This window comes from Flavobacterium sp. LM5, from assembly GCF_002017945.1.
Lineage (GTDB): Bacteria > Bacteroidota > Bacteroidia > Flavobacteriales > Flavobacteriaceae > Flavobacterium > Flavobacterium succinicans.
Window position 1 is genome coordinate 562,936 of sequence record NZ_MUFX01000001.1, and the last position, 20,022, is coordinate 582,957.

Annotated in this window: 15 protein-coding genes; 9 read left to right on the forward strand and 6 right to left on the reverse strand. The window is 36.7% G+C overall.

The genetic code is table 11. From position 1 onward, the window contains the following. Nucleotides 1-14: 14 nt before the first annotated feature. Entirely contained in the window at nucleotides 15-536 is a 522-nt protein-coding gene (locus BXU11_RS02320) for a DUF3575 domain-containing protein (protein WP_078210873.1), read from the reverse strand. Between the two features lie 333 nt (nucleotides 537-869). Between BXU11_RS02320 and BXU11_RS02325 the strand changes: the two genes are divergently transcribed. From BXU11_RS02325 to BXU11_RS02340, 4 genes are all read left to right on the forward strand, one after another. Continuing rightward, nucleotides 870-1,682 carry a LytTR family DNA-binding domain-containing protein gene (locus BXU11_RS02325; protein ID WP_078210874.1) on the forward strand — a complete coding sequence of 271 codons (813 nt, stop codon included), beginning with the start codon at nucleotides 870-872 and terminating at the stop codon, nucleotides 1,680-1,682. A gap of 173 nt (nucleotides 1,683-1,855) precedes the next feature. Next, nucleotides 1,856-2,095 carry a hypothetical protein gene (locus BXU11_RS02330; protein ID WP_024980660.1) on the forward strand — a complete coding sequence of 80 codons (240 nt, stop codon included), beginning with the start codon at nucleotides 1,856-1,858 and terminating at the stop codon, nucleotides 2,093-2,095. Nucleotides 2,096-2,188: 93 nt separating this feature from the next. Then, nucleotides 2,189-4,237: an ATP-binding protein gene (locus BXU11_RS02335; protein WP_223253651.1), complete on the forward strand. Its 2,049-nt coding sequence runs from the start codon at nucleotides 2,189-2,191 to the stop codon at nucleotides 4,235-4,237. Between the two features lie 7 nt (nucleotides 4,238-4,244). After that, nucleotides 4,245-4,943 carry a response regulator gene (locus BXU11_RS02340; RefSeq protein ID WP_078210876.1) on the forward strand — a complete coding sequence of 233 codons (699 nt, stop codon included), beginning with the start codon at nucleotides 4,245-4,247 and terminating at the stop codon, nucleotides 4,941-4,943. 39 nt (nucleotides 4,944-4,982) lie between these two features. Here BXU11_RS02340 and BXU11_RS02345 read toward each other — a convergent pair whose 3' ends face one another. Next, nucleotides 4,983-6,785 (reverse strand): GNAT family N-acyltransferase, encoded by a 1,803-nt coding sequence (locus BXU11_RS02345; protein WP_078210877.1) that lies wholly within the window; start codon nucleotides 6,783-6,785, stop codon nucleotides 4,983-4,985. 198 nt (nucleotides 6,786-6,983) lie between these two features. On the opposite strand from BXU11_RS02345, the gene BXU11_RS02350 reads away from it, so the two are divergent. From BXU11_RS02350 to BXU11_RS02360, 3 genes are all read left to right on the forward strand, one after another. Then, nucleotides 6,984-7,745, forward strand: coding sequence for an exodeoxyribonuclease III (locus BXU11_RS02350; RefSeq protein WP_078210878.1), 762 nt, complete (start codon nucleotides 6,984-6,986; stop codon nucleotides 7,743-7,745). A gap of 142 nt (nucleotides 7,746-7,887) precedes the next feature. Beyond that, nucleotides 7,888-8,826, forward strand: a complete 939-nt coding sequence (locus BXU11_RS02355) for an OmpA family protein (RefSeq protein ID WP_024980664.1) — start codon at nucleotides 7,888-7,890, stop codon at nucleotides 8,824-8,826. A gap of 139 nt (nucleotides 8,827-8,965) precedes the next feature. Continuing rightward, nucleotides 8,966-10,003 (forward strand): NADP(H)-dependent aldo-keto reductase, encoded by a 1,038-nt coding sequence (locus BXU11_RS02360; protein ID WP_078210879.1) that lies wholly within the window; start codon nucleotides 8,966-8,968, stop codon nucleotides 10,001-10,003. A gap of 703 nt (nucleotides 10,004-10,706) precedes the next feature. Here the strand turns inward: BXU11_RS02360 and BXU11_RS02365 are convergent. The 4 genes from BXU11_RS02365 to BXU11_RS02380 are packed head-to-tail and all read right to left on the reverse strand — an operon-like array spanning nucleotide 10,707 to nucleotide 15,618. Continuing rightward, complete coding sequence (locus BXU11_RS02365; RefSeq protein ID WP_078212022.1) at nucleotides 10,707-12,680, reverse strand: transglycosylase domain-containing protein; 1,974 nt, start codon at nucleotides 12,678-12,680, stop codon at nucleotides 10,707-10,709. A gap of 37 nt (nucleotides 12,681-12,717) precedes the next feature. Continuing rightward, the gene (locus BXU11_RS02370; protein ID WP_078210880.1) at nucleotides 12,718-13,290 is read right to left on the reverse strand and encodes a 5-formyltetrahydrofolate cyclo-ligase; all 573 of its coding nucleotides are present in this window, start codon (nucleotides 13,288-13,290) and stop codon (nucleotides 12,718-12,720) included. Next, nucleotides 13,265-14,521 (reverse strand): pyridoxal-dependent decarboxylase, encoded by a 1,257-nt coding sequence (locus BXU11_RS02375; RefSeq protein WP_078210881.1) that lies wholly within the window; start codon nucleotides 14,519-14,521, stop codon nucleotides 13,265-13,267. The genes BXU11_RS02370 and BXU11_RS02375 overlap by 26 nt, the downstream gene beginning before the upstream one ends. A 56-nt stretch (nucleotides 14,522-14,577) precedes the next feature. Continuing rightward, nucleotides 14,578-15,618 (reverse strand): succinylglutamate desuccinylase/aspartoacylase family protein, encoded by a 1,041-nt coding sequence (locus BXU11_RS02380; protein WP_024980672.1) that lies wholly within the window; start codon nucleotides 15,616-15,618, stop codon nucleotides 14,578-14,580. A 336-nt stretch (nucleotides 15,619-15,954) separates the two neighbouring features. On the opposite strand from BXU11_RS02380, the gene uvrC reads away from it, so the two are divergent. Beyond that, entirely contained in the window at nucleotides 15,955-17,745 is a 1,791-nt protein-coding gene (gene uvrC / locus BXU11_RS02385) for an excinuclease ABC subunit UvrC (protein WP_078210882.1), read from the forward strand. A gap of 21 nt (nucleotides 17,746-17,766) precedes the next feature. After that, the gene (locus BXU11_RS02390) at nucleotides 17,767-19,971 is read left to right on the forward strand and encodes a patatin-like phospholipase family protein (protein ID WP_078210883.1); all 2,205 of its coding nucleotides are present in this window, start codon (nucleotides 17,767-17,769) and stop codon (nucleotides 19,969-19,971) included. Nucleotides 19,972-20,022: the final 51 nt, after the last annotated feature.

The window sequence follows — 20,022 nt, forward strand, 5'->3', positions numbered from 1 at the left end:
AGCTTTTTTTGTATTTAGTTGAATCGGTAGCCAAAAGTGATGCCGCCTCGACCAACTATTTCATAATCAGTGTCCGAACTATTGAAAAGATTACGTCCAACACCGCCGTTTATCTCGAAGATAAATCCTTTTTTGGTAATCCATTTGGCACCGAGTCCAAATCCTAAAGCGAAATCGGTACGAGTGGTTGTTCTAGATTCGTTTCCTATGGTGTTGTATTTGTAGCTTTCATAATTGTTTAGCATACCAAAACCTTCAGCAAAAAAACCTGCAGCAGGCTTTTTTCCAAAATAGTAACGATAGTAGGGTGTAAAGATCACTTTTGTATCAATATCGTCATCTATAGCTAACAACAAAGAGGCACCAAAGGCTGATTCTTCATTAATTATCCGTTCATAGCTTACCTCTAAGGCTCCCGCCACTAAGAAAGCAGCATTTATTTTCATTTCATTTTTTTTCGAAGAAATTGATTCGTTTTCTTGAGCAGTTCCAGATAAAAAGTATCCGAAAGCCAGTGCGAGTAGAATTTTTTTCATAGTTAAAATAGATTTTAGTTGTTTCAAATGTAAGAAAAAAATGTAAACAAAATCTTAGACTTATTTTTTTCTCAATGTTCTTTCGGCTTAATTCAGTTTTTAAGACTGATTTTTACGCACTTCATCGGATTTTTATGCATTTCGTCTATTTCTATTAACATTTCAAGGTTTTGTTTTAACAAACTCAAATAAAGACATAACGATACAGTAATTTTAAAGGTCTAAATTGTGTTTTTTGTTTAAAATGGTACTTTTGCGCACTATAAAAATATCCACAAAAAAAGATTTAGAATTTAGACAACCGATTTCTAAACTGAATATAAGTGTTGTTGAATGAGTTTTACCTATATTATTATTGACGATTCTCAAGAAAGTGCTTTGGATACCAAGGCTACTGCACAAGGTTTTTCGGAACTAGAATTCTTAGGTATGGCTTTTACGCTTGAACAAGGAGTACAGTTGATACTTGAAAAAGGGCCTGATCTTGTTTTTTTAGAGATTGCTCCTGGTGATGAAAAAAGCAAGTTATCCTTATTTTTGATTAGTGAATTGCACCGTTTTTTAGCCATTCTGCCAGCAATAATTATTACAACTACCCAAAAAGAGTACGCATTCGAGGCCATTGATTATGGTGTTTTTGATTATTTTTTAAAACCAGTATCCTCCGTACAGCTATTAAAGACATTGCATAAGTTGCGAAAAAAAGAACCATTTCTTTTGCCTCAAACCGAAACACGTCATGAAAGTAATGCGGATGCTAGGGCAAGGGTTCAATTAGAAACTCAAGCAATACCCAAACCGTTAACAATTTGTATTAAATCCTATGGCGATTATCGGTACCTTGTTGCAGACGAGATTACGCATTTTGAAGCCGACAATAACTCGACCGATATTTATTTGAAATCAGGAGAAAAAATTACTGCCTTTAAGACCCTTAAACATTTTGAATCCATGCTGGTTTTTCCATTCGTTCGAATCCACAATAGTTTTATCGTTAATAGCCAATGGATCTCCCGAATTCAAATGGGAAATTCTCAATGTTTTATCAGGAATTCCTCCATAAAAATTCCTTTTTCCAAAACATACAAAACGAATGTTGACTTAATTATTTCTGGTTTTTCTGATCAAAATTATATAGAGTTTTGATAATCAGTCTATTTGCTCTAATTTGACTACTCTTCACTCATGAATGCCTATGTTCTACCAAAAAGCGTGTTTATGTGTAGGAAAAAATCCTGTTACCTACTTAGATTTACAAAACAATTCCGAACAGATCGGGAAAAAAAGTAAAATCTAATCAAAAAATAAAGCACCAAATTATGAAAAAAGCAATCTTAACTATCGGTTTATTTACATTAGTAATGGGATTAACATCATTTACTTCTACTGAAGCAAAAAGTTCTGTTGGAAAAGAGATCAATTTATTAGAAATAAGTGGTTCTCAATCAGCGGGCAGAAATAAAAAGGTTGATATTAGTGGTTCTCAATCTGCAGGAATGAATAAAAAAGTAGATATCAGTGGCTCTCAATCTGCAGGTAGAAATAAAAAAGTAGATTAATTTTTTTCTTTAAATATACCTAAGGGACATCAAATTTGATTGTCCCTTTTTTTTTGTAATAACTTTTCCTATTTTTGGTAAAAACAAAAACTATTGATTGCTAGATATTTATTAATTGTCATCTGTGTTCTTTTATTGATGAACTGTTCAAGAAGTGAAACGGTGAAGGCAAAAAGAGTTGCACTGTCCAAAGATAGCTTGATGCTGTATTTAGACAAAGCCAATGATGATAAATACACAAGAGAACAAAAACAACTTTTCAGTAAGCAAGCATTTGAGTTATTAATGGAACAAGAAGTAGATTCCTTGTCCATAGTAAATATGTTCAAAGTTGCGAATCGTTTTTATAACATTGGTGATTGGAAAAATTTCAAAATTGTAACTGAGAAGATTTTAGTTCAGACTTTAAATCAGAAAGATACTTTGAATATAGCCAAGTCTTACTCATATATAGGGGATTATTATAGTTCGATTGGTGTTTCTGACAGTTCATATGTTTTTTATTATAAAGCGGAAAAACTATATTCAAAAACAAACGAAGTCAGCAATTTATCAAAAGTTTTGCTAAATAAGGCTTTGCTGCAATTCAATGAAGATGATTTCCTAGGTAGTGAGAGGGCTGTAATAAAAGCTTTAAGAGCAATTCGTGGAACTGACTCAAAAGATATTGAATATGAATCTTATAATTTATTAGGCATAATTTATAATGAATTAGAGGAGTATGATAAGTCTATAGGATTTCATAATAAAGCATTGTCTTATTCAGATTTAGATGAAATCCCCGCGATTTATCAATCCAAAGCTACTTCTTTAAATAATATTGGTTATGTATATCAGAATCAAAAAAAGTATAAAAAAGCCGCGCAATATTATCAAGAGGGCTTAAAACAAGAAAACTTAAAGTACGACAAACCTTCGTTGTACGCCATGTTGTTGGATAATTTAGCGTATTCAAGATTCAAACTCAATCAAGAGAAAGAATTGCCTGAATTGTTCTTAAAATCGTTACAATTAAGAGATAGTTTAAAATTAACTTCAGGTATTGTAGCTAACAAAATCCATCTCTCAGAATATTACAGTTTTCACAAAGACAGTACAAAAGCCTTACAATTTGCTCGAGAAGCTTTGTTGTCGGCACGTAAAGACAAGAATTTCAGAAATGTGCTAGTGGCTTTAAAACAAATGGGTGTAGTAGAGCCCCAAAACGCTTCTCGTTATTCCAAAGAGTACATCCATATTAATGATAGTCTTCAAAAGGCCGAACGAAAAATGGGCGAAAAATTCTCTAGAATTGAGTACGAAACGGATGTAATTAAAAGTGAGAACACGGATTTAGTAGTGCAAAACCGAAATCTATTTTATGTTTTTAGTATTTTGATACTCGTGGGGGTTTTTATATTTGTATTCGTGAATCAAAGGAACAAGCACAACTTGTTAGTTTTTAAAGCACAACAACAATTAGCCAACGCCGAAATTTACAACTTGATGATTACCCAGCAAAAGACGATTGAGGAGAATCGGATCAAAGAAAAAAAACGAGTAGCTCGAGAGTTGCACGATGGTGTTTTGGGAAAAATGTTTGGAGTCCGAATGAATTTGGATAGTTTAAACACTGTACAAGATGCTTTGGCAATAAAAACCAGATTGAAGTATTTGGCTGAATTAAAGCAAATTGAGCAAGATATCCGTGAAATTTCACACGATATGAACCGCGAAAACTCCGAATTAATTAATAACTTCGTGGTTATTCTGACCAATCTTATTGACCAGCAGCGAAAGGCTTTCAAAACAAAAGTGGTGTTTAGTTTGGATAAAAATATTGATTGGGCTAATATTTCAAATGAGATTAAAATTAACTTGTATCGAATTGTACAAGAGGCGCTTCAGAATTCAAATAAGTATGCCATTCCGTCTGTCATTACCATAGAATTTTCAAAGGAAGAGAACCCTTTACGAATAAAGCTTGTAGTGGCTGATGATGGTAAAGGATTCAATTTGAAAAAAGCTAAAAAAGGAATTGGTTTACAGAATATTGAATTTAGAACCAAAGCATGCCATGGAAAACTTGAGATCAAAACCAAGCCCGGTCAAGGCACCCTATTAACTGTTGAAGTCCCCATCGAAGATAACCCCATAACCTAACAAACCAATGAAAACCCCAACGAAAGAAACCTACGCTTTAATTACCAAGAATATTTTAATTGTTGATGATCATCCCTTTATTATTCAGGGGTACAAAAATGCAATAACTAGATACAAACCTGAGGAATATGGTTTTTCAATTCATCAGGCTAAGGATTGTCAATCAGGTTATGAAGTAATCACAAATCCTGAATCTCCTACTTTTGACATTGCTTTTTTGGATATTAGCATGCCAGCTTACGAAGAAAAAGGAATTTTTTCGGGCGAAGATTTGGCTAAACTACTCCGAGAACACATGCCTGATTGTAAGATCATCTTATTGACCATGTTCACCGAGATTTTAAAAATAAAAACCATTATAAAAACCATTAATCCGAATGGTTTGGTGATTAAAAATGATTTGACTTTTGATGAATTACTCTTTGCGTTCGACAAAATAATTAATAATGAAATTTACTATAGTCAATCCGTTTTAGAGATGCTGGCTCAAATGCAAGACGAGAGTATTGAAATCGATCAATTTGATAAAACCATTTTGTTTCAGTTGTCAAAAGGAACGAAACGTGCTGATATCTCGCAATATTTACCCATTTCATCAAGTGCTATTCAACGCCGAATGGAGGAAATGAAAGTATTATTGGAACTTAAAGAGGGTACCGATGAAGAATTAGTAAAAGTAGCCAAACTAAAAGGATTGTTGTTGTAAAAAAAACAGGCTGCCAAGTTATTCTGGCAGCCTGTTTTTTTAATCTTCTTTGTCGTGCATTTTACGCTCCAATTCAGCTTGATATTCTTCCATCACTGGTTTCATCGTGCTCTCTGGAATGTCTTCTATTCGAATGTAAATCAACCCATCAATCGCGTTGTTGAAAAGCGGGTCTACGTTAAAAGCAACCAATCTAGCGTTTTGCTTGATGTATTTTTTAATTAATACCGGCAAACGTAATACGCCTGGTTCTAGTTCATCAATAATTTTATCAAATTTATTCAAATCGGCATCTGTCTCATTAAAGACAAAATCTTTATCCGCATCCTTCAATTTTACTTTGAATTCCTTTTTCGGATGTACATATTGCGCGATGTAAGGATCGTAATAATGGGATTTCATAAACTCAATCATCAACGATTTTGAAAAATCTGAGAATTGGTTGCTAATACTTACTCCACCAAGTAAATATTTATGTTCCGGATAATGTAAGGTGGTGTGAATGATTCCTCGCCATAACAAGAACAAAGGCATGGGTTTTTGTTGGTACTCCTTAATAATAAAGGCCCTACCCATTTCGATAGACTTATGTAGCATTTCATGCAACTCAGGTTCAAATCGGAACAATCCATTCAAATAAAAACCATCCATACCATATTTAGGATAAATCTCGCAACCTAATCCCATGCGGTAGGCACCAGCAATTTTTTGGGTCTCGTCATCCCATAGAAAAAGGTGGCGATAATATTTGTCGTATTTGTCTAAATCAATAGATTCATTAGTGCCTTCTCCGACTTCTCTAAAAGTAATTTCACGCAAACGACCTATTTCATGCAAAATATTTGGAATGTCCTTGGCTTGTGCAAAAAACACTTCATAGTTTTTACTTTGCAACAAACGGCAATCCAATTGGCGTAGTTTTTCAACCTCACCAATCATGTTTTCACTACTGGCAGGTGTGACGATTTTTTTTGGACTTTTATTTGCTTTTAGTGGGTTCGTGTTGAGAAAGTTGTTGTCTTTCTCAAACGGATTGGCCAGCATGTAGGTTTTTTTTCTTAAAAACTCCGAGTACTCTTCAATGGATTCGTACTCGTTTTGCTCTGCTACAGAAATAGGTTTTCCAATACGTACTTTGATAACCCTTTTCTTTTGCGTTAGCAATTCAGAAGGCAGTTTTGCCGTTCGTAATGTGTCACTAATTTTAGATAAAAAGTAAAATAAATTACTGTTTTTAGCATGAAAATAAATCGGTACAACGGGAACTTGTGCTTTTCGAATCACTTTGATAGCGCCTTCTTCCCAAGGTTTATCTACCATTAATTTACCATCTTTGTAGGTCGAAACTTCACCTGCTGGAAAAATTCCCAAAGGCTTTCCGTCTTTCAAATGGCGCAAGGTTTCCTTGATGCCCATCACACTCGATTTGGCGTCTTTGTGATTTTCAAAAGGATTCACCGGCATGATATATGGTTTCATGGGATCAATACGATGCAACAAGAAATTAGCGATAATTTTAAAATTAGGCTCTTTTTCTAGCATTAATTTCAATAACAATATCCCATCAATACCTCCCAAAGGATGGTTAGATATGGTAACATAAGCACCATCTTTTGGCAATCTTTTAAAATCCTCATTTGGAATTTCGAATTTGATTTCAAATTCATCCAATATGGCATTCAGGAATTCAACCTCACTAAGATGCTTGTTCCTGTTGTATATTTTGTTTAAGGTCGAAATTTTCAAAACTTTCATCAGTAACCATCCCGAGAAAGTGCCAAAAACTCCGTATTTATCCGTTTTTATTGCCTTTGCAACTTCTTTTGCGGTGACTAAACCCATTTATTTTTATGTTTTTGAGCAAGCCGCAAAGATAGAAAAAAAGCCCAATTTATTTGGCTTTTGTCAAACAAACTTCGACTTTTTTAGTACTTTTGGATTCTTCAAAAAATCAAGATATTGGTTTTAATTTTATATTAAATTATTGTCAAAACCTATGTTTTGCTTCAATAGTCATCAACTTTTAACGCAGTACACACCATGAAAATCATTTCTTACAACGTTAACGGAATTCGCGCTGCCATCACCAAAGGCTTCTTAGATTGGTTGCAGCAAGCCAACCCCGATGTTATTTGCCTTCAAGAAATAAAAGCCACCGAGGATCAAATACCCGTAGCCGACATCGAAAAAGCTGGCTATCCCTATCAATACTATTTCTCGGCCACCAAAAAAGGCTATTCAGGCGTAGCCATTTTGTCCAAAAACAAACCTAATGCGGTGACTTACGGAACCGGAATCGAGCATATGGATTTCGAAGGGCGCAACCTCAGAGTCGATTTTGATGATTGCTCCGTGATGAGTTTGTACTTGCCTTCTGGCACGAATATTGAACGTTTGGATCACAAATTCAAGTACATGGATGATTTTCAGGAGTACATTAATGCCTTAAAAAAAGACATTCCCAACCTTATTATATGTGGTGATTACAACATTTGCCACAAACCTATTGACATTCATGATCCCATTCGAAATAAAAACGTTTCGGGTTTCCTTCCTGAGGAGCGCGCTTGGTTAGATCAATTTATTAATTCAGGATTCATCGACAGTTTCCGTCATTTCAATCAAGAGCCGCATCAGTATTCGTGGTGGAGTTACAGAGCAGGAGCCCGCGGCAATAACAAAGGCTGGCGCATCGATTACAACTTAGTCAGCGATACTTTACAACATAAACTCAAAAGAGCCGTTATTCTACCAGAGGCTATGCACTCCGATCATTGCCCAATTTTGGTCGAAATCGAATAATTTTCAGGAGCTAATCCTGCTGTCCGCTATATCTTACTGGGCGAACCCCGCCCAGTAAGGATGCCGCTCCCATCAGGGCTAGGGCATTCGGCTTCTTACAAACAATAGTTTCAATTCGAACATATAGTTTAAAACAAATACCATGATCAAAAAAATCTTCCTTGGACTAACACTACTACTCTTAGCCAGTTCTTGCGTGTCCAAAAAAATCTACAACGAGCTAGAAAATAAATTAGCCAATCTTCAAAAAGAACACGCCGATTTAACCGATGAAAACGGAGAACTGCAAAAAGCAAAGACTCAATTAGAATCCGAAAAAGAAGGATTAACATCTGAGTTAAACAAAACCAAATCCGATCTGGAAAAATTAAAAGCAGATTATGCCGCCGCGCAAAACAAATACAAAGTCTTACAAGATTCCTATGCCGCGCTCGAGAAAAATAGCAATGAAGCTTTGCAAGCCAACATGAAAAAAAATCAAAATCTCCTAGCCGAACTCGATGCCAAAAGCAAAGCCTTGGGCATCGAAAGAGAGCGTTTAAGCAAAAACGCACAGCGTTTGCAAGAACTCGAGGATTTGATTGCTGCTAAAGAAGCCGCCATGAAAAATTTAAAAGAAACCTTGTCCAAAGCCTTGAATAGTTTTGAAGGCAAAGGCCTGACCGTTGAGCAAAAAAACGGAAAAGTTTACGTTTCTATGGAGAACAAATTATTGTTCAATTCAGGTAGTTGGGCCGTAGGTTCCGAAGGGAAAAAAGCCGTAGTAGAAGTGGCCAAAGTTTTAGGCGATAATCCAGATATTGCTGTGCTAATCGAAGGACATACCGATGACGATGGTTTTAAAAGCGCTGGACCCATTGCTGATAACTGGGATTTGTCTACCAAAAGAGCCACGGCTATTGTAGCTATTTTGAGCGAAAACAAAAAAGTCAACAAACAAAATTTAACGGCTGCAGGTCGTAGCGAATATGCTCCCTTAATGAGTAACGCCACCGCCGAAGGAAAAGCCAAAAACCGCCGAATCGAAATCATTCTGACACCACGTTTAGACGAAATCTCAAAAATGTTAAACGAGTTTTAGAAAAAAGCTGGTCTTAAAGAAAAGTACAAAAGGCTCATCGTTTTATGGTGAGCCTTTTGTGTTAAAATTAACGAATGTCAAATTTTAAAACGGAAGCTAATTTTTATCTTTGAATGCTTAAAATGTAATTATCAAATCAATGAAATATACCACACTTCCTAATACCGACATTCAAGTCAGTAAAATTTGTTTAGGCACGATGACTTTTGGTCAACAAAATACAGAAGCCGAAGGACACGCTCAAATGGACTATGCTTTAGAACAAGGCGTTAACTTTTTTGATACGGCCGAGATGTACTCCGTACCGGCTCGTCAAGAAACCTATGGTAGCACTGAACGCATTATAGGCACTTGGTTCCAAAAAACAGGCAAAAGAGACAAAGTGGTTTTGGCTACAAAAATTGCAGGGCCAAATCCTAACTTTACCTATATGCGCGAAAAGAATGATTTTTCTCCAGCGAGTATTCAATATGCATTAGACAAAAGTTTAGAGCGTTTACAAACGGATTATATCGATTTGTACCAGTTGCATTGGCCAGAACGTAAAACCAATTTTTTTGGACAACGCGGTTTTAAAGTGCAAGACGATGCTTGGGAAGACAACATTCACGCAGTTTTAGAAACATTGAATGGTTTTATCCAACAAGGAAAAATAAAACATATCGGATTGTCGAATGAAACGCCGTGGGGAATCATGCGCTTTTTGGAAGAAAGTAAATACCACAATTTGCCAAGAATCAAAACGGTTCAAAATCCGTATTCGTTATTGAATCGTTTATACGAAAATGGTTCGGCAGAGATTGGAATCAGAGAAAATGTGGGGCTTTTGGCTTATTCGCCAATGGCTTTTGGGGTGTTGTCGGGTAAATTTTTAACGGGCGAAGCACATCCTAACGCAAGAATCAATTTGTTTCCTCAATTTTCAAGATACAATAGCGAACAATCGGCTGCGGCTACACGTTTGTACAACGAAATTGCGCAGCAAAACGGATTGACGCTAACGCAATTGGCTTTGGCTTTTATCGAGCAACAACCTTTTGTAACTAGCACGATTATTGGCGCAACGACTATGGAACAACTGAAAGAAAACATCGATACTATTAACGTGACTTTAAGCGAAGAACTGCTGCAAGCGATAGATGGAGTTCAAGCAAAAATTCCAGACCCAGCGCCTTAAGAAAGGACTAGAATTTCAATAAAAAAAGCTGTAATCGTTGTTATGATTACAGCTTTTTTTATGGTTTTAAAACCCGATCGCTTGGATATGTATAAATATTTTTTTTAGGAACGATAGCGCGGATTTACTTCGTCAATTCGCTTTCGCTCGGGTGCAATCCGTGCCCACAACGATGAGTCGCAAACATAATCCTTATCCTCAAGGCAAATCTACTTAAAACAAAGAAATACAAGTTATGTTTTTGTTTGTTTTGTAGCTTTTATTGTAGTTTAAGTGAAAAGGATATATACAAAGTATAAAGCAATTTATTCTAGGTTGTTGATGCACTGTGTGGGCACGGATTGCAAATCCGCGCTATCGTACGTAGAGACATATCCGCGCGATTGGGTCAATTAAAGGAAAACATCGATACAATCAATGTAACTTTAAGCGAAGAAATACTGCAAGCGATTGATGGCGTTCAGGCAAAAATTCCAGACCCAGCGCCTTAAGAAAGGACTAGAATTTCAATAAAAAAAAGCTGTAATCGTTGTTATGATTACAGCTTTTTTTGTGGTTTTAATGTTTCCTAGAAAACAAGATTTTTACTCTATAGCCCCGATTGCAGTGGAAATCCTTATGGCCCGGGGTTCGGGGCATAAGATTGCAACGGAAAGCGGGACCATTGTTTCTTAAAAAAGCCTATTCTTGCTGCTCCAAATTTTTAAAAACCAAAAATCAGATCGGCTGCTATGGAATCGGCTTGGATTTGTATGGAGTCGGGCACTCTCAATTTGATGAACGATTTGGCTTGGCCGGTAACCATAAAGGGTTTGGATTTGTAAATGGAATCCTCGGGCGCTAGCAATCCTCTTCGGTTCATTAAATTGGTCAAAAACAATTGTTGCTTTACGGCAAAGTCTTTGAGTTTTCCTTCGTCATTGAATTGGTACATGAATTTGCGCGGGCTTGGAATAATTCTGGCCAAGTACAAACATTCGTTCAGGTCTAGTTCGGCAGGTGTTTTTTGGAAATAAAAACGACTGGCTTCACCAATTCCGTATACATCAGGGCCCCATTCGATAATATTGAAATAGACTTCGAGCATGCGCTGTTTGCTGACCACACGGTTGTTTTCTAAGATATAGACCAAAAGAATTTCTTCGAGTTTACGCGATAAGGTTTTTTCGCGAGTCAAAAAGGCATTTTTGACCAATTGCATACTGATGGTACTGGCACCACGAGCGAATTTTTTGGTGCGAATGTTTTTGAGAATCGATTGTTTAAAGGCCTCGTTGATAAAACCGCGATGATTAAAAAAAGAAGGATCCTCGGTGGTTAAGACGCATTTTTGCAAATAGGGCGAAATTTGATCCAAAGGCGTATAATCTGCATTTTCGGCTCCTACAAAAATTGGGCGTTGGAGTACATTTTTGATGATGGCTCGGTACACAAATTCGCCGTTGAGTTTGGTTAAATTGGCTTTTCCGTATTTGGTAATGCGAAGGTTTTCTTTGTTGAGTTTGCTATCAAACACCAATTGGTTGGGTTTGTTTTTGTTGAATTTGAAATCCAAATTGTACTCAAAATTTCCTTGGGCTTGCATGCCTTGAAAGTTGGTAAACAAACCATCGGGAAGCGAAACGATAAAGTCTTGCGCCTTCATTTTGGGAATACTCACTTGCAATTTATAAATCGTATCCGATTCGGTTTCGTAAGCCATATACGGATGCACTTTTATTTTGTTGAGTTGCAGTGTTGAGCTTTTATCGATTGAAATAAAATCAGCACCCAGCAGGAATCGATAATCAAATCGAGCGTTGTTAATGACCACATCTTTGTTGGCAATTTTGGGGTGATTGATGCGTAAGTTGGTAATGGTGGCCAGTCCGTCAAAATGGAATTCCCCCGATGATTTTTCAATATTTTGAATATTCAAACGGATGGAGTCAAAGCTGGATTGTAGGTGATAACGTTCATCAACATAGGGCAAACGAATGGCTCCCGTGTCTTGGTTAAAGATCCTGAAATCTGCGGTTTTGTTTCTTGGGTTAGCAATTCCTTTGAGACTTAGTCTTTGTTTGAACGTATTGGTTGCAACAGCAAGGGAGCAATTGAGTTGTTCGTTTTGTAAAGTAAGATTTTTAAAATCGAGTAGGGTTTTGTTGCCGTTATCATCAATTTTGAAGGCTAAGTTTTGGATGTGCATATCGGTAGGCACCAAATTGAGGATTCTTGAAATCAAACGATAGGCTGTGGCGGCATAATCGGTTTTGCGATCTGAATTTTCGAGGTTGATTTCTTCCTCTTTTTTTAAAAAGGCGTCAAAATTGCGTTGTTTTCCTTTTTTGACCAATTGAATATATCCGTCTTCAAGTTCTAATTTTTCTAATTGAATATTTCCAATAAATAAGTTCCAAAAACTGATGCTGGTATTGAGTTTTTTGATATGCAAAAGGGTATCGGCATTTTTTGGAGCCAAAATAACATCGTAGAGATCGATACCGCTCAGGCCATCAAAACTTGCTTTTTTAACACTAAAATCACTGTTGTATTGTTGGGTCATTTTAGTCGAAACCTTGTCTAAGGCTTGATCTAAAAGGGTGTCTCTAAAAAATATAAAACCTCCTATAGTCACAAGTAGTACTATAGCCAATACTTTTAGGGCTAGAAGGAGTTTTTGTTTGTTCGTTCTCATCATTTAAATTTCACTAAGGCTGCAAAAGTATCTTATTTTATGTTATGCTAAAATTAAAAATAGCGTACGGGTTGATACAATAATCCAATGGGATATCGTTCTCAAAAACATCGGTTATTTGGTCTTCGGGGTCAAAGAAAGACAGGCCGATTTTTAGGGTTTCAGGCCTGCATTCTGAAAGGAATTGATCATAAAACCCTTTGCCATATCCCACGCGATTGCCCAGTTTATCGTAGGCGAGTAAAGGTATAAACACGACTTCTATTTGTTTCGAAGGCACTTCGATTCCTGATACGGGTTCAGGAATTTGATACTCGTTTTTTACAATGCGTGTATTGTCTGTAAGTAGAAAATGCATCATTTTTCGGGTGTCGAAATCACTTTTAGACAGGATAATTTCTTTGTCTTTTCCCGCTAAAATGTGCAAAAGAAATTCAGTATTGATTTCTTTTTGGGATGCAATGGGTAAAAAAACATGAAAATAGGTTTTGTCCCAAATAGGAAGCGATAAAGCTTGGTTGGCTATTGCCAAGCTCATCGATTCGATATCATTTTCATGTAGTGCTTTTCGGAGTGTTTTGTACTTAAGCCGTAATTCCTTCTTCAACATGCATAGTTGCTTTTAATTGGGCTATAAAAGTAGTCAAATGTTCGACTTCTACATGATCCATAAGCACTATTTTGTACCATTTATTGTCCCCATGATGTTGTTGTGGCACCAAGTCAAAAGTATCGGCTAGTTTTGGGTCGATGTACTCGGCATGAATGGTGACAATGTTCATGAACGGATCTCTAAAATAAGCAATGCCCAGTTGGTCTAATGCATTGCATAAAAATTGGGTTCTCATTTGCAAAACGCTTACTTTTTCGAACCAGCCGTGTGCGCCATAGGCAAACAAAATCATCCAAACGGCCACAGCATTCGATCCGGAACGGCTTCCACAAAGGGTTAAATCCATACCTTCTACATACTCGGCTTCTTTGGTCAAAACGTTTTCAATTAGATTTTTTCGGCAAATGAAAATACCTGTTCCATAAGGCGATTGTAGCATTTTGTGTGCATCGATGGTGATCGAACTAATTTTTGGATTATTAAAATTAAGGGTCGATTGAGGATTGCTGAATGGATAAACAAAACCACCATAAGCCCCATCAATGTGAAGTTTATACTCTAAATTGTATTTTTCAAAAAGAGTGCAATACACTTCAGGATCATCTACAGAGCCAAACATGGTGGTACCCATATTCGAAACGGTGATAAAATATTTTTTACCTTTCGCTTTCGCTTCCAGAATCAATTGTTCTAATGCAAGGCTGTCTATGGATCTATTATGAAAGGCAACAGGAACTTTAATCCAATCGAGCATTAAAACATTGGAGCCTTTGGCAATGGAGTAATGCGTATCTTCGGAAGCTACGATGGCAATTTCGTGTAGTTGGGCTCCTTTTTGATACATGAAAAAGTTGCGATACATCCAAATGGCCTGAATATTCGCTTCGGTTCCGCCTGGTGAAATATAGCCATCGTAAGAATTGGGTTTCGCTTTGAAAATATCGACTGCTATGACATCTAGAACTTCACGTTCTATTTGTTGGGTGCCTTTGAAGGCTTTTTCGGAAGTTCCCAAAGTGTGACAACCGATATGATTGGGGTTGGCCACATAGGTTTGCAAAGTAGGCGCTTCTTGTAAAAAAGGCGCATCATCATAAAAAACTTTCCCGTCTAATTTTGAGGCTGGATACCCCAATGAAATGTCTTTTGAAAAATTGACATTTTCGGCTAATGCATTTTGAATACGTTCTTTACGTTCTTTCTGATCTATTTTTTTCCAATATAACATTGCTGTAATTTTTCAGCAAAGGTAAATGGCTGATTCCTATTAGAATATGATTTTTGTTAGGTTTTAAAGATTTCAATATCATTAAATTGCTGAATGTAGGCCTCTGGTTTTTCAATTCTGTTTGATTTTGTTCCGACTAAAGAAGTAGACAAATGAAAAATGGCGTCTCCTTCATACACAATAGGCGATTGGTTGCTGTTGATGACGTAACCATCATTGGGGGCTTTCACTTTGCGTTCAAATTTCCCAAAAGGATCGGTAATGAGTGCCAAAACAGTCCCTTTGGTAACAAACGTGCCAATGGTATTTAAATCGTGAAGCATTCCGGAGCATTTGGCTCTCACCCAATTCGATTTTTCGATGTAAATGGTTTTGTTTTCGGGCACTTCGATGTTGTGTTTTGGATCCAACATGTCCAATTGTGCTAACACGCGTTTGGTGCCTTCAAGTCCTTCTCTGGCGACTTTTTTATCTATGTCTAATGATTTTCCACCTTCAAAAAGCAGCATTTTCACGTTCATTTTGGTAGAAGAATTTCGAAACGATCCCGCAATGTTTTTGGAGTACAAAGTGAAAGGTGCATTGAATACATCGGCTAATTGCTTTAACTCAGCATCATTTTCTGCTAGGCGAATTTGAGGAGCATTAAAACGACTCGCACCACCCGCATGAAAATCAATCGCATAATGCACTTCGGGCATGACTTCGTTGAGGATGTGAAAAGCAAATCGACTCGCCAAGGAGCCTTTTTTACTGCCCGGAAAAGAGCGATTCAAGTCACGGCCATCGGGAAATTCTCGGGAACGATTCACAAAACCATACATATTAATGATGGGAATACAGATGATCGTGCCGCGTTTGGGTCGGTTTATTTTCTGGCTAATGAGTTGTCTCACAATTTCGATACCATTAATTTCATCGCCGTGGATTCCCGCTGTGAAAAGAATGACAGGACCTTCTTGTTTGGAACGCCGAACAATGATAGGGATATTGAGCTTGGTAGTCGTGTGGAGTCGCGCCATCTCAACGTTGATGGTTTTGTTTTCTCCCGGTAAAATGCTTTCGCCAAAAATCGTTATTGGTTTTAAACTTCTCATAGCCAACTTTAATGGGCTAAATATAAAAATTATTAAGCATTACCTGTTGGTTGAATTTCAAATAAAATAAAACTTAACTACACTTCGATGCCTCAGATTAATAGCAGTTAGCCACGAATTTACTAATTGTCATTAAAATTGAATGTCACAATTTCCATCAACTTTAATAATTTGTGTCATTAAAACCTGTTCTGATTTCTGATCTATTCGTGAATTCGTGGCGAAAATTTTTGAATACGAATGTCCTGAAGAAAAAGCCAACGCAGAAGTTTTAGAAAAATAGAATTACTAAATTTGTTCTGAATAACAAGCGATGGCGAATTTTCTAAAACTACAATGACGCAACCCTCGATAGCCCTTCAAATACAAACCCTTCCTGATAATCCAGGAGTGTATCAATATTATGATAAGGAAGGTAAAATTTTATATGTAGGCAAAGCCAAAAACTTAAAAAAAAGGGTATCCTCTTATTTTAATAAAATTCACGATACGGCCAAAACCAATGTGTTGGTCAAAAAAATTGTGACTATAAAGCACATTGTAGTTCCCACAGAATCCGATGCGTTGTTGTTAGAAAATAATTTAATCAAAACGCTTCAGCCTCGTTATAATGTCTTGCTTCGCGATGACAAAAGTTACCCTTGGTTGTGCATCAAAAAAGAACCTTTTTCACGTATTTTTTCTACTCGTAGAATGATTAAAGACGGTTCTGAATATTTTGGTCCTTACACGAGTTTCAAGACCGTTAATACGATTTTGGAATTAATAAAAGAATTATATCCACTCCGCACTTGTACTTTCGATTTGAGCCAAAACAACATCAATAGTGGGAAATTTAAAGTGTGTTTAGAATACCATATTGGCAATTGCAAAGGCCCGTGCGAAGGTCACGAAAGCTTGGAACATTACCAAAAACAAGTAGACGCCATACGCGAAATTCTTAAAGGTAATTTCAAAGAAAGTTTAAAAGACTTTAAGCGAATGATGGTCGATTTGGCCAGCGAAATGAAGTTTGAAGAAGCCCAAAAAATAAAAGAAAAAATTGAGGTTTTGGAAAATTACCAATCCCGTTCAACCATTGTCAATCCGAAAATCACGAATATCGATGTGTTTTCGATTGTTTCGGATGAAAGTGCGGCTTTTGTGAATTTCTTGCAAATTTCTCACGGTTCGATTATTCGTTCGCATACTATGGAAATCAAGAAGAAGTTAGAAGAAACCGATGAAGAGTTGTTAGCATTAGCCATTGTAGAACTTAGAGAGCGCTTTCATTTATTGTCCAGAGAAGTGATTGTTCCTTTCGCTATAGATTTGGGGGAAAACATCAAAATTACAGTGCCTCAATTGGGTGATAAAAAACAAATATTGGATTTGTCTATTCGCAACGCCAAGTTTTACCGCATAGAACAACTCAAACAATTGCAGATTGTAGACCCAGACCGTCACACCAATCGGATTATGGCGCAAATGCAAAAAGACTTGCGATTGCCTGTAGAACCAAGACATATCGAATGTTTTGATAATTCAAATATTCAAGGAACGAATCCTGTGTCGGCTTGTGTGGTTTTTAAAGATGGGAAACCTAGCAAGAAAGATTATCGTCATTTTAATATCAAAACCGTCGAAGGACCCGATGATTTTGCTTCGATGACGGAGGTGGTGTACCGCCGATACAAACGATTATTGGACGAAAAAGAGCCTTTACCACAAATGATTATTATTGATGGAGGAAAAGGACAATTATCTGCGGCCTTAAAAAGTATTGATGAACTTGGATTGAGAGGGAAAATCACCATCATTGGCATTGCCAAACGATTGGAAGAACTCTTTTTTCCCGGAGATTCTATCCCTTTGTATTTGGATAAAAAATCTGAAACCCTAAAGGTGATTCAGCAGTTGAGAAACGAAGCCCACCGATTCGGAATCACACATCATCGTGACAAACGAAGCAAAGCCGCCTTGAATTCATCGATTGAAAGTATCCCGGGCATAGGCGAAAAAACGATGATTACGCTTATTGAGCATTTTAAAAGTGTTAAAAGAATACAATTGGCTACAGAAAAAGAAATTTCTGAGGTTATTGGCGTGTCAAAAGCCAAAAAAATTTCCGACTTTTACAAGAAATAGCACGTTGCTAAATTCTTGTCTATGAGTAGATTTACTGCTTTACTTTTGTTGTTCTGTTGTTGTGGGTTACTTTGGTCACAAGAACAAGCAAAGAAACCCAAAATAGGTCTAGTATTAAGTGGAGGTGGAGCCAAAGGTTTCGCTCATATTGGCGTGTTGAAAGTGATTGAAGAAGCCGGAATCAAAATCGATTATATCGGCGGAACCAGTATGGGTGCCGTGATTGGAGGTTTGTACGCCACGGGTTTTAATGCATCACAAATTGATTCTATTTTTCACACCGTTGATTTCGATAAGTTAATCAACGATTATGTTCCAAGGGGATCCAAGAATTTTTACGAAAAACGCAATGACGAATTGTATGCCGTAACACTGCCCTTTAATAAATTCAAAATCGGTATTCCTGAGGCACTTTCTAAAGGTATGTACAACTTTAATTTGTTGACCCGTTTGACTCGAAATGTAAAAAACATTCACGATTTCAATCAATTACCCATTCCTTTTTTGTGTATCGCTACTGATATTGAAAAAGGCGAACAAGTGTTGTTGAACAAAGGCAATTTAGCGCAATGTATTTTAGCAAGTGCGGCGTTTCCTTCCTTGTTTTCTCCCGTTGAAATTGAGGGTAAAGTGCTTATTGACGGTGGTGTTGTGAATAATTACCCCATTCAAGAAGTGATAGATTTGGGAGCTGATGTTATCATTGGAGTCGATGTTCAAGAAGGGTTAAAAGATCGTACCGCACTTAGAGATGCTACCAAAATATTAGTACAGATCACCAACTTCAGCATGATCGACAAGATGAAAGGAAATGTACAAAAAACAACCGTGTACATACAGCCAGACATCAAAGATTATTCTGTGATATCTTTTGATAAAGGCAAAGAAATAATAGTTAAAGGCGAAGAAGCTTCTTTTGCCGTGTACGAAAAATTAAAACAATTAGTAAATCATGATTTTCCTTATCGAAAGCCAAAATTAAAGCTCATATCTGATAGTATTTTGGTGTCAGACATTGAAGTGAATGAAATGAAAAATTTCACGAGCACTTATGTTAAAGGTAAATTACGCTTCAAACCCGGAAGTTTAATTACCTATACGAAGTTGCAAAATGGCATCAACAACATCAACGGAACTCAAAATTTTAACGCCATTACTTACGCTTTGCAACCTCTTGGGAATGCTGAACAATTGGTGTTAAACTTGAAAGAAAACGACACTAAAACACAATTAAAGTTGGGTTTACATTACGATGGTTTGTACAAAAGCGCTGTTTTGGCCAATATTACACAAAAAAATCTATTGATTAAAAATGACAATTCTTCATTGGATCTTATCATTGGAGATAATTTCCGTTACAATTTTAATTATTATGTCGACAATGGCTATAACATAAGTTTTGGTTTTAAGTCCTCTTTGAATCAATTTGATAGAAGTATATCTCAGACCATTCAGGTGGGCAAAGAAATGGACGAAGAACTTTCATTGATCAATGTTGATTTTCAGGATTGGAACAATCAGGCCTATTTTCAATCGGTTTTTGTTCAAAAATATTTAATTGGAGGCGGTATCGAATACAAGTACCTAAATATCGTTCCCTCAGTAGTTACCAAAAATAGCCCAGCCGTAGAGGATAGTAATTATTTGGGCGTGTTCGGATATCTGAAGTTTGACGCCTTGGATAGTAAGTATTTTCCAACCAAAGGCTGGTCATTTACGGGTGATGTGCACTCGTATTTAATGTCTTCTAATTATTCAAAAGTGTTTGAGCCTTTTACCATACTCAAAGCTGATTTTGCGGTAGCGGCAAAAGTGTTGCCTCGTTTGGTCTTTAAGTTTGAAACGGATGCTGGTACAACGGTGGGTAAACAAAGTGTTCCTTTTTTAAATTTTATGCTTGGAGGATATGGTTATAATGCGATAAATAATTTCAAGTCTTTTTTTGGATATGATTTTTTAAGCCTAGGCGGTAATAGTTATATCAAATCATTGGGAACCTTAGATTTTGAATTTTACAAACGGAATCACTTCAATTTGACTGCGAATTACGCTAATATTGGTAATCGTATCTTTAGTTCGCTCGATTGGGTGGCTTTGCCCAGGTACTCCGGATATGCTGTGGGATACGGATTGGATTCTATTCTTGGGCCAGTTGAGGTAAAGTACTCTTGGTCGCCCGAACAGCCAAAAGGATTTTTTTGGTTTAGTGTAGGATATATTTTTTAATCTTAAAATTATATTAAAAAAATTACGACATTTGCTTTCATGAAAACAAAA

Coding starts and splice junctions, on each gene's coding strand:
- BXU11_RS02320 (WP_078210873.1), bottom strand. CDS start 536: ATGAAAAAAATTCTACTCGCACTGGCTTTCGGATACTTTTTATCTGGA.
- BXU11_RS02325 (WP_078210874.1), top strand. CDS start 870: ATGAGTTTTACCTATATTATTATTGACGATTCTCAAGAAAGTGCTTTG.
- BXU11_RS02330 (WP_024980660.1), top strand. CDS start 1,856: ATGAAAAAAGCAATCTTAACTATCGGTTTATTTACATTAGTAATGGGA.
- BXU11_RS02340 (WP_078210876.1), top strand. CDS start 4,245: ATGAAAACCCCAACGAAAGAAACCTACGCTTTAATTACCAAGAATATT.
- BXU11_RS02345 (WP_078210877.1), bottom strand. CDS start 6,785: ATGGGTTTAGTCACCGCAAAAGAAGTTGCAAAGGCAATAAAAACGGAT.
- BXU11_RS02350 (WP_078210878.1), top strand. CDS start 6,984: ATGAAAATCATTTCTTACAACGTTAACGGAATTCGCGCTGCCATCACC.
- BXU11_RS02355 (WP_024980664.1), top strand. CDS start 7,888: ATGATCAAAAAAATCTTCCTTGGACTAACACTACTACTCTTAGCCAGT.
- BXU11_RS02360 (WP_078210879.1), top strand. CDS start 8,966: ATGAAATATACCACACTTCCTAATACCGACATTCAAGTCAGTAAAATT.
- BXU11_RS02365 (WP_078212022.1), bottom strand. CDS start 12,680: ATGAGAACGAACAAACAAAAACTCCTTCTAGCCCTAAAAGTATTGGCT.
- BXU11_RS02370 (WP_078210880.1), bottom strand. CDS start 13,290: ATGTTGAAGAAGGAATTACGGCTTAAGTACAAAACACTCCGAAAAGCA.
- BXU11_RS02375 (WP_078210881.1), bottom strand. CDS start 14,521: ATGTTATATTGGAAAAAAATAGATCAGAAAGAACGTAAAGAACGTATT.
- BXU11_RS02380 (WP_024980672.1), bottom strand. CDS start 15,618: ATGAGAAGTTTAAAACCAATAACGATTTTTGGCGAAAGCATTTTACCG.
- uvrC (WP_078210882.1), top strand. CDS start 15,955: ATGACGCAACCCTCGATAGCCCTTCAAATACAAACCCTTCCTGATAAT.
- BXU11_RS02390 (WP_078210883.1), top strand. CDS start 17,767: ATGAGTAGATTTACTGCTTTACTTTTGTTGTTCTGTTGTTGTGGGTTA.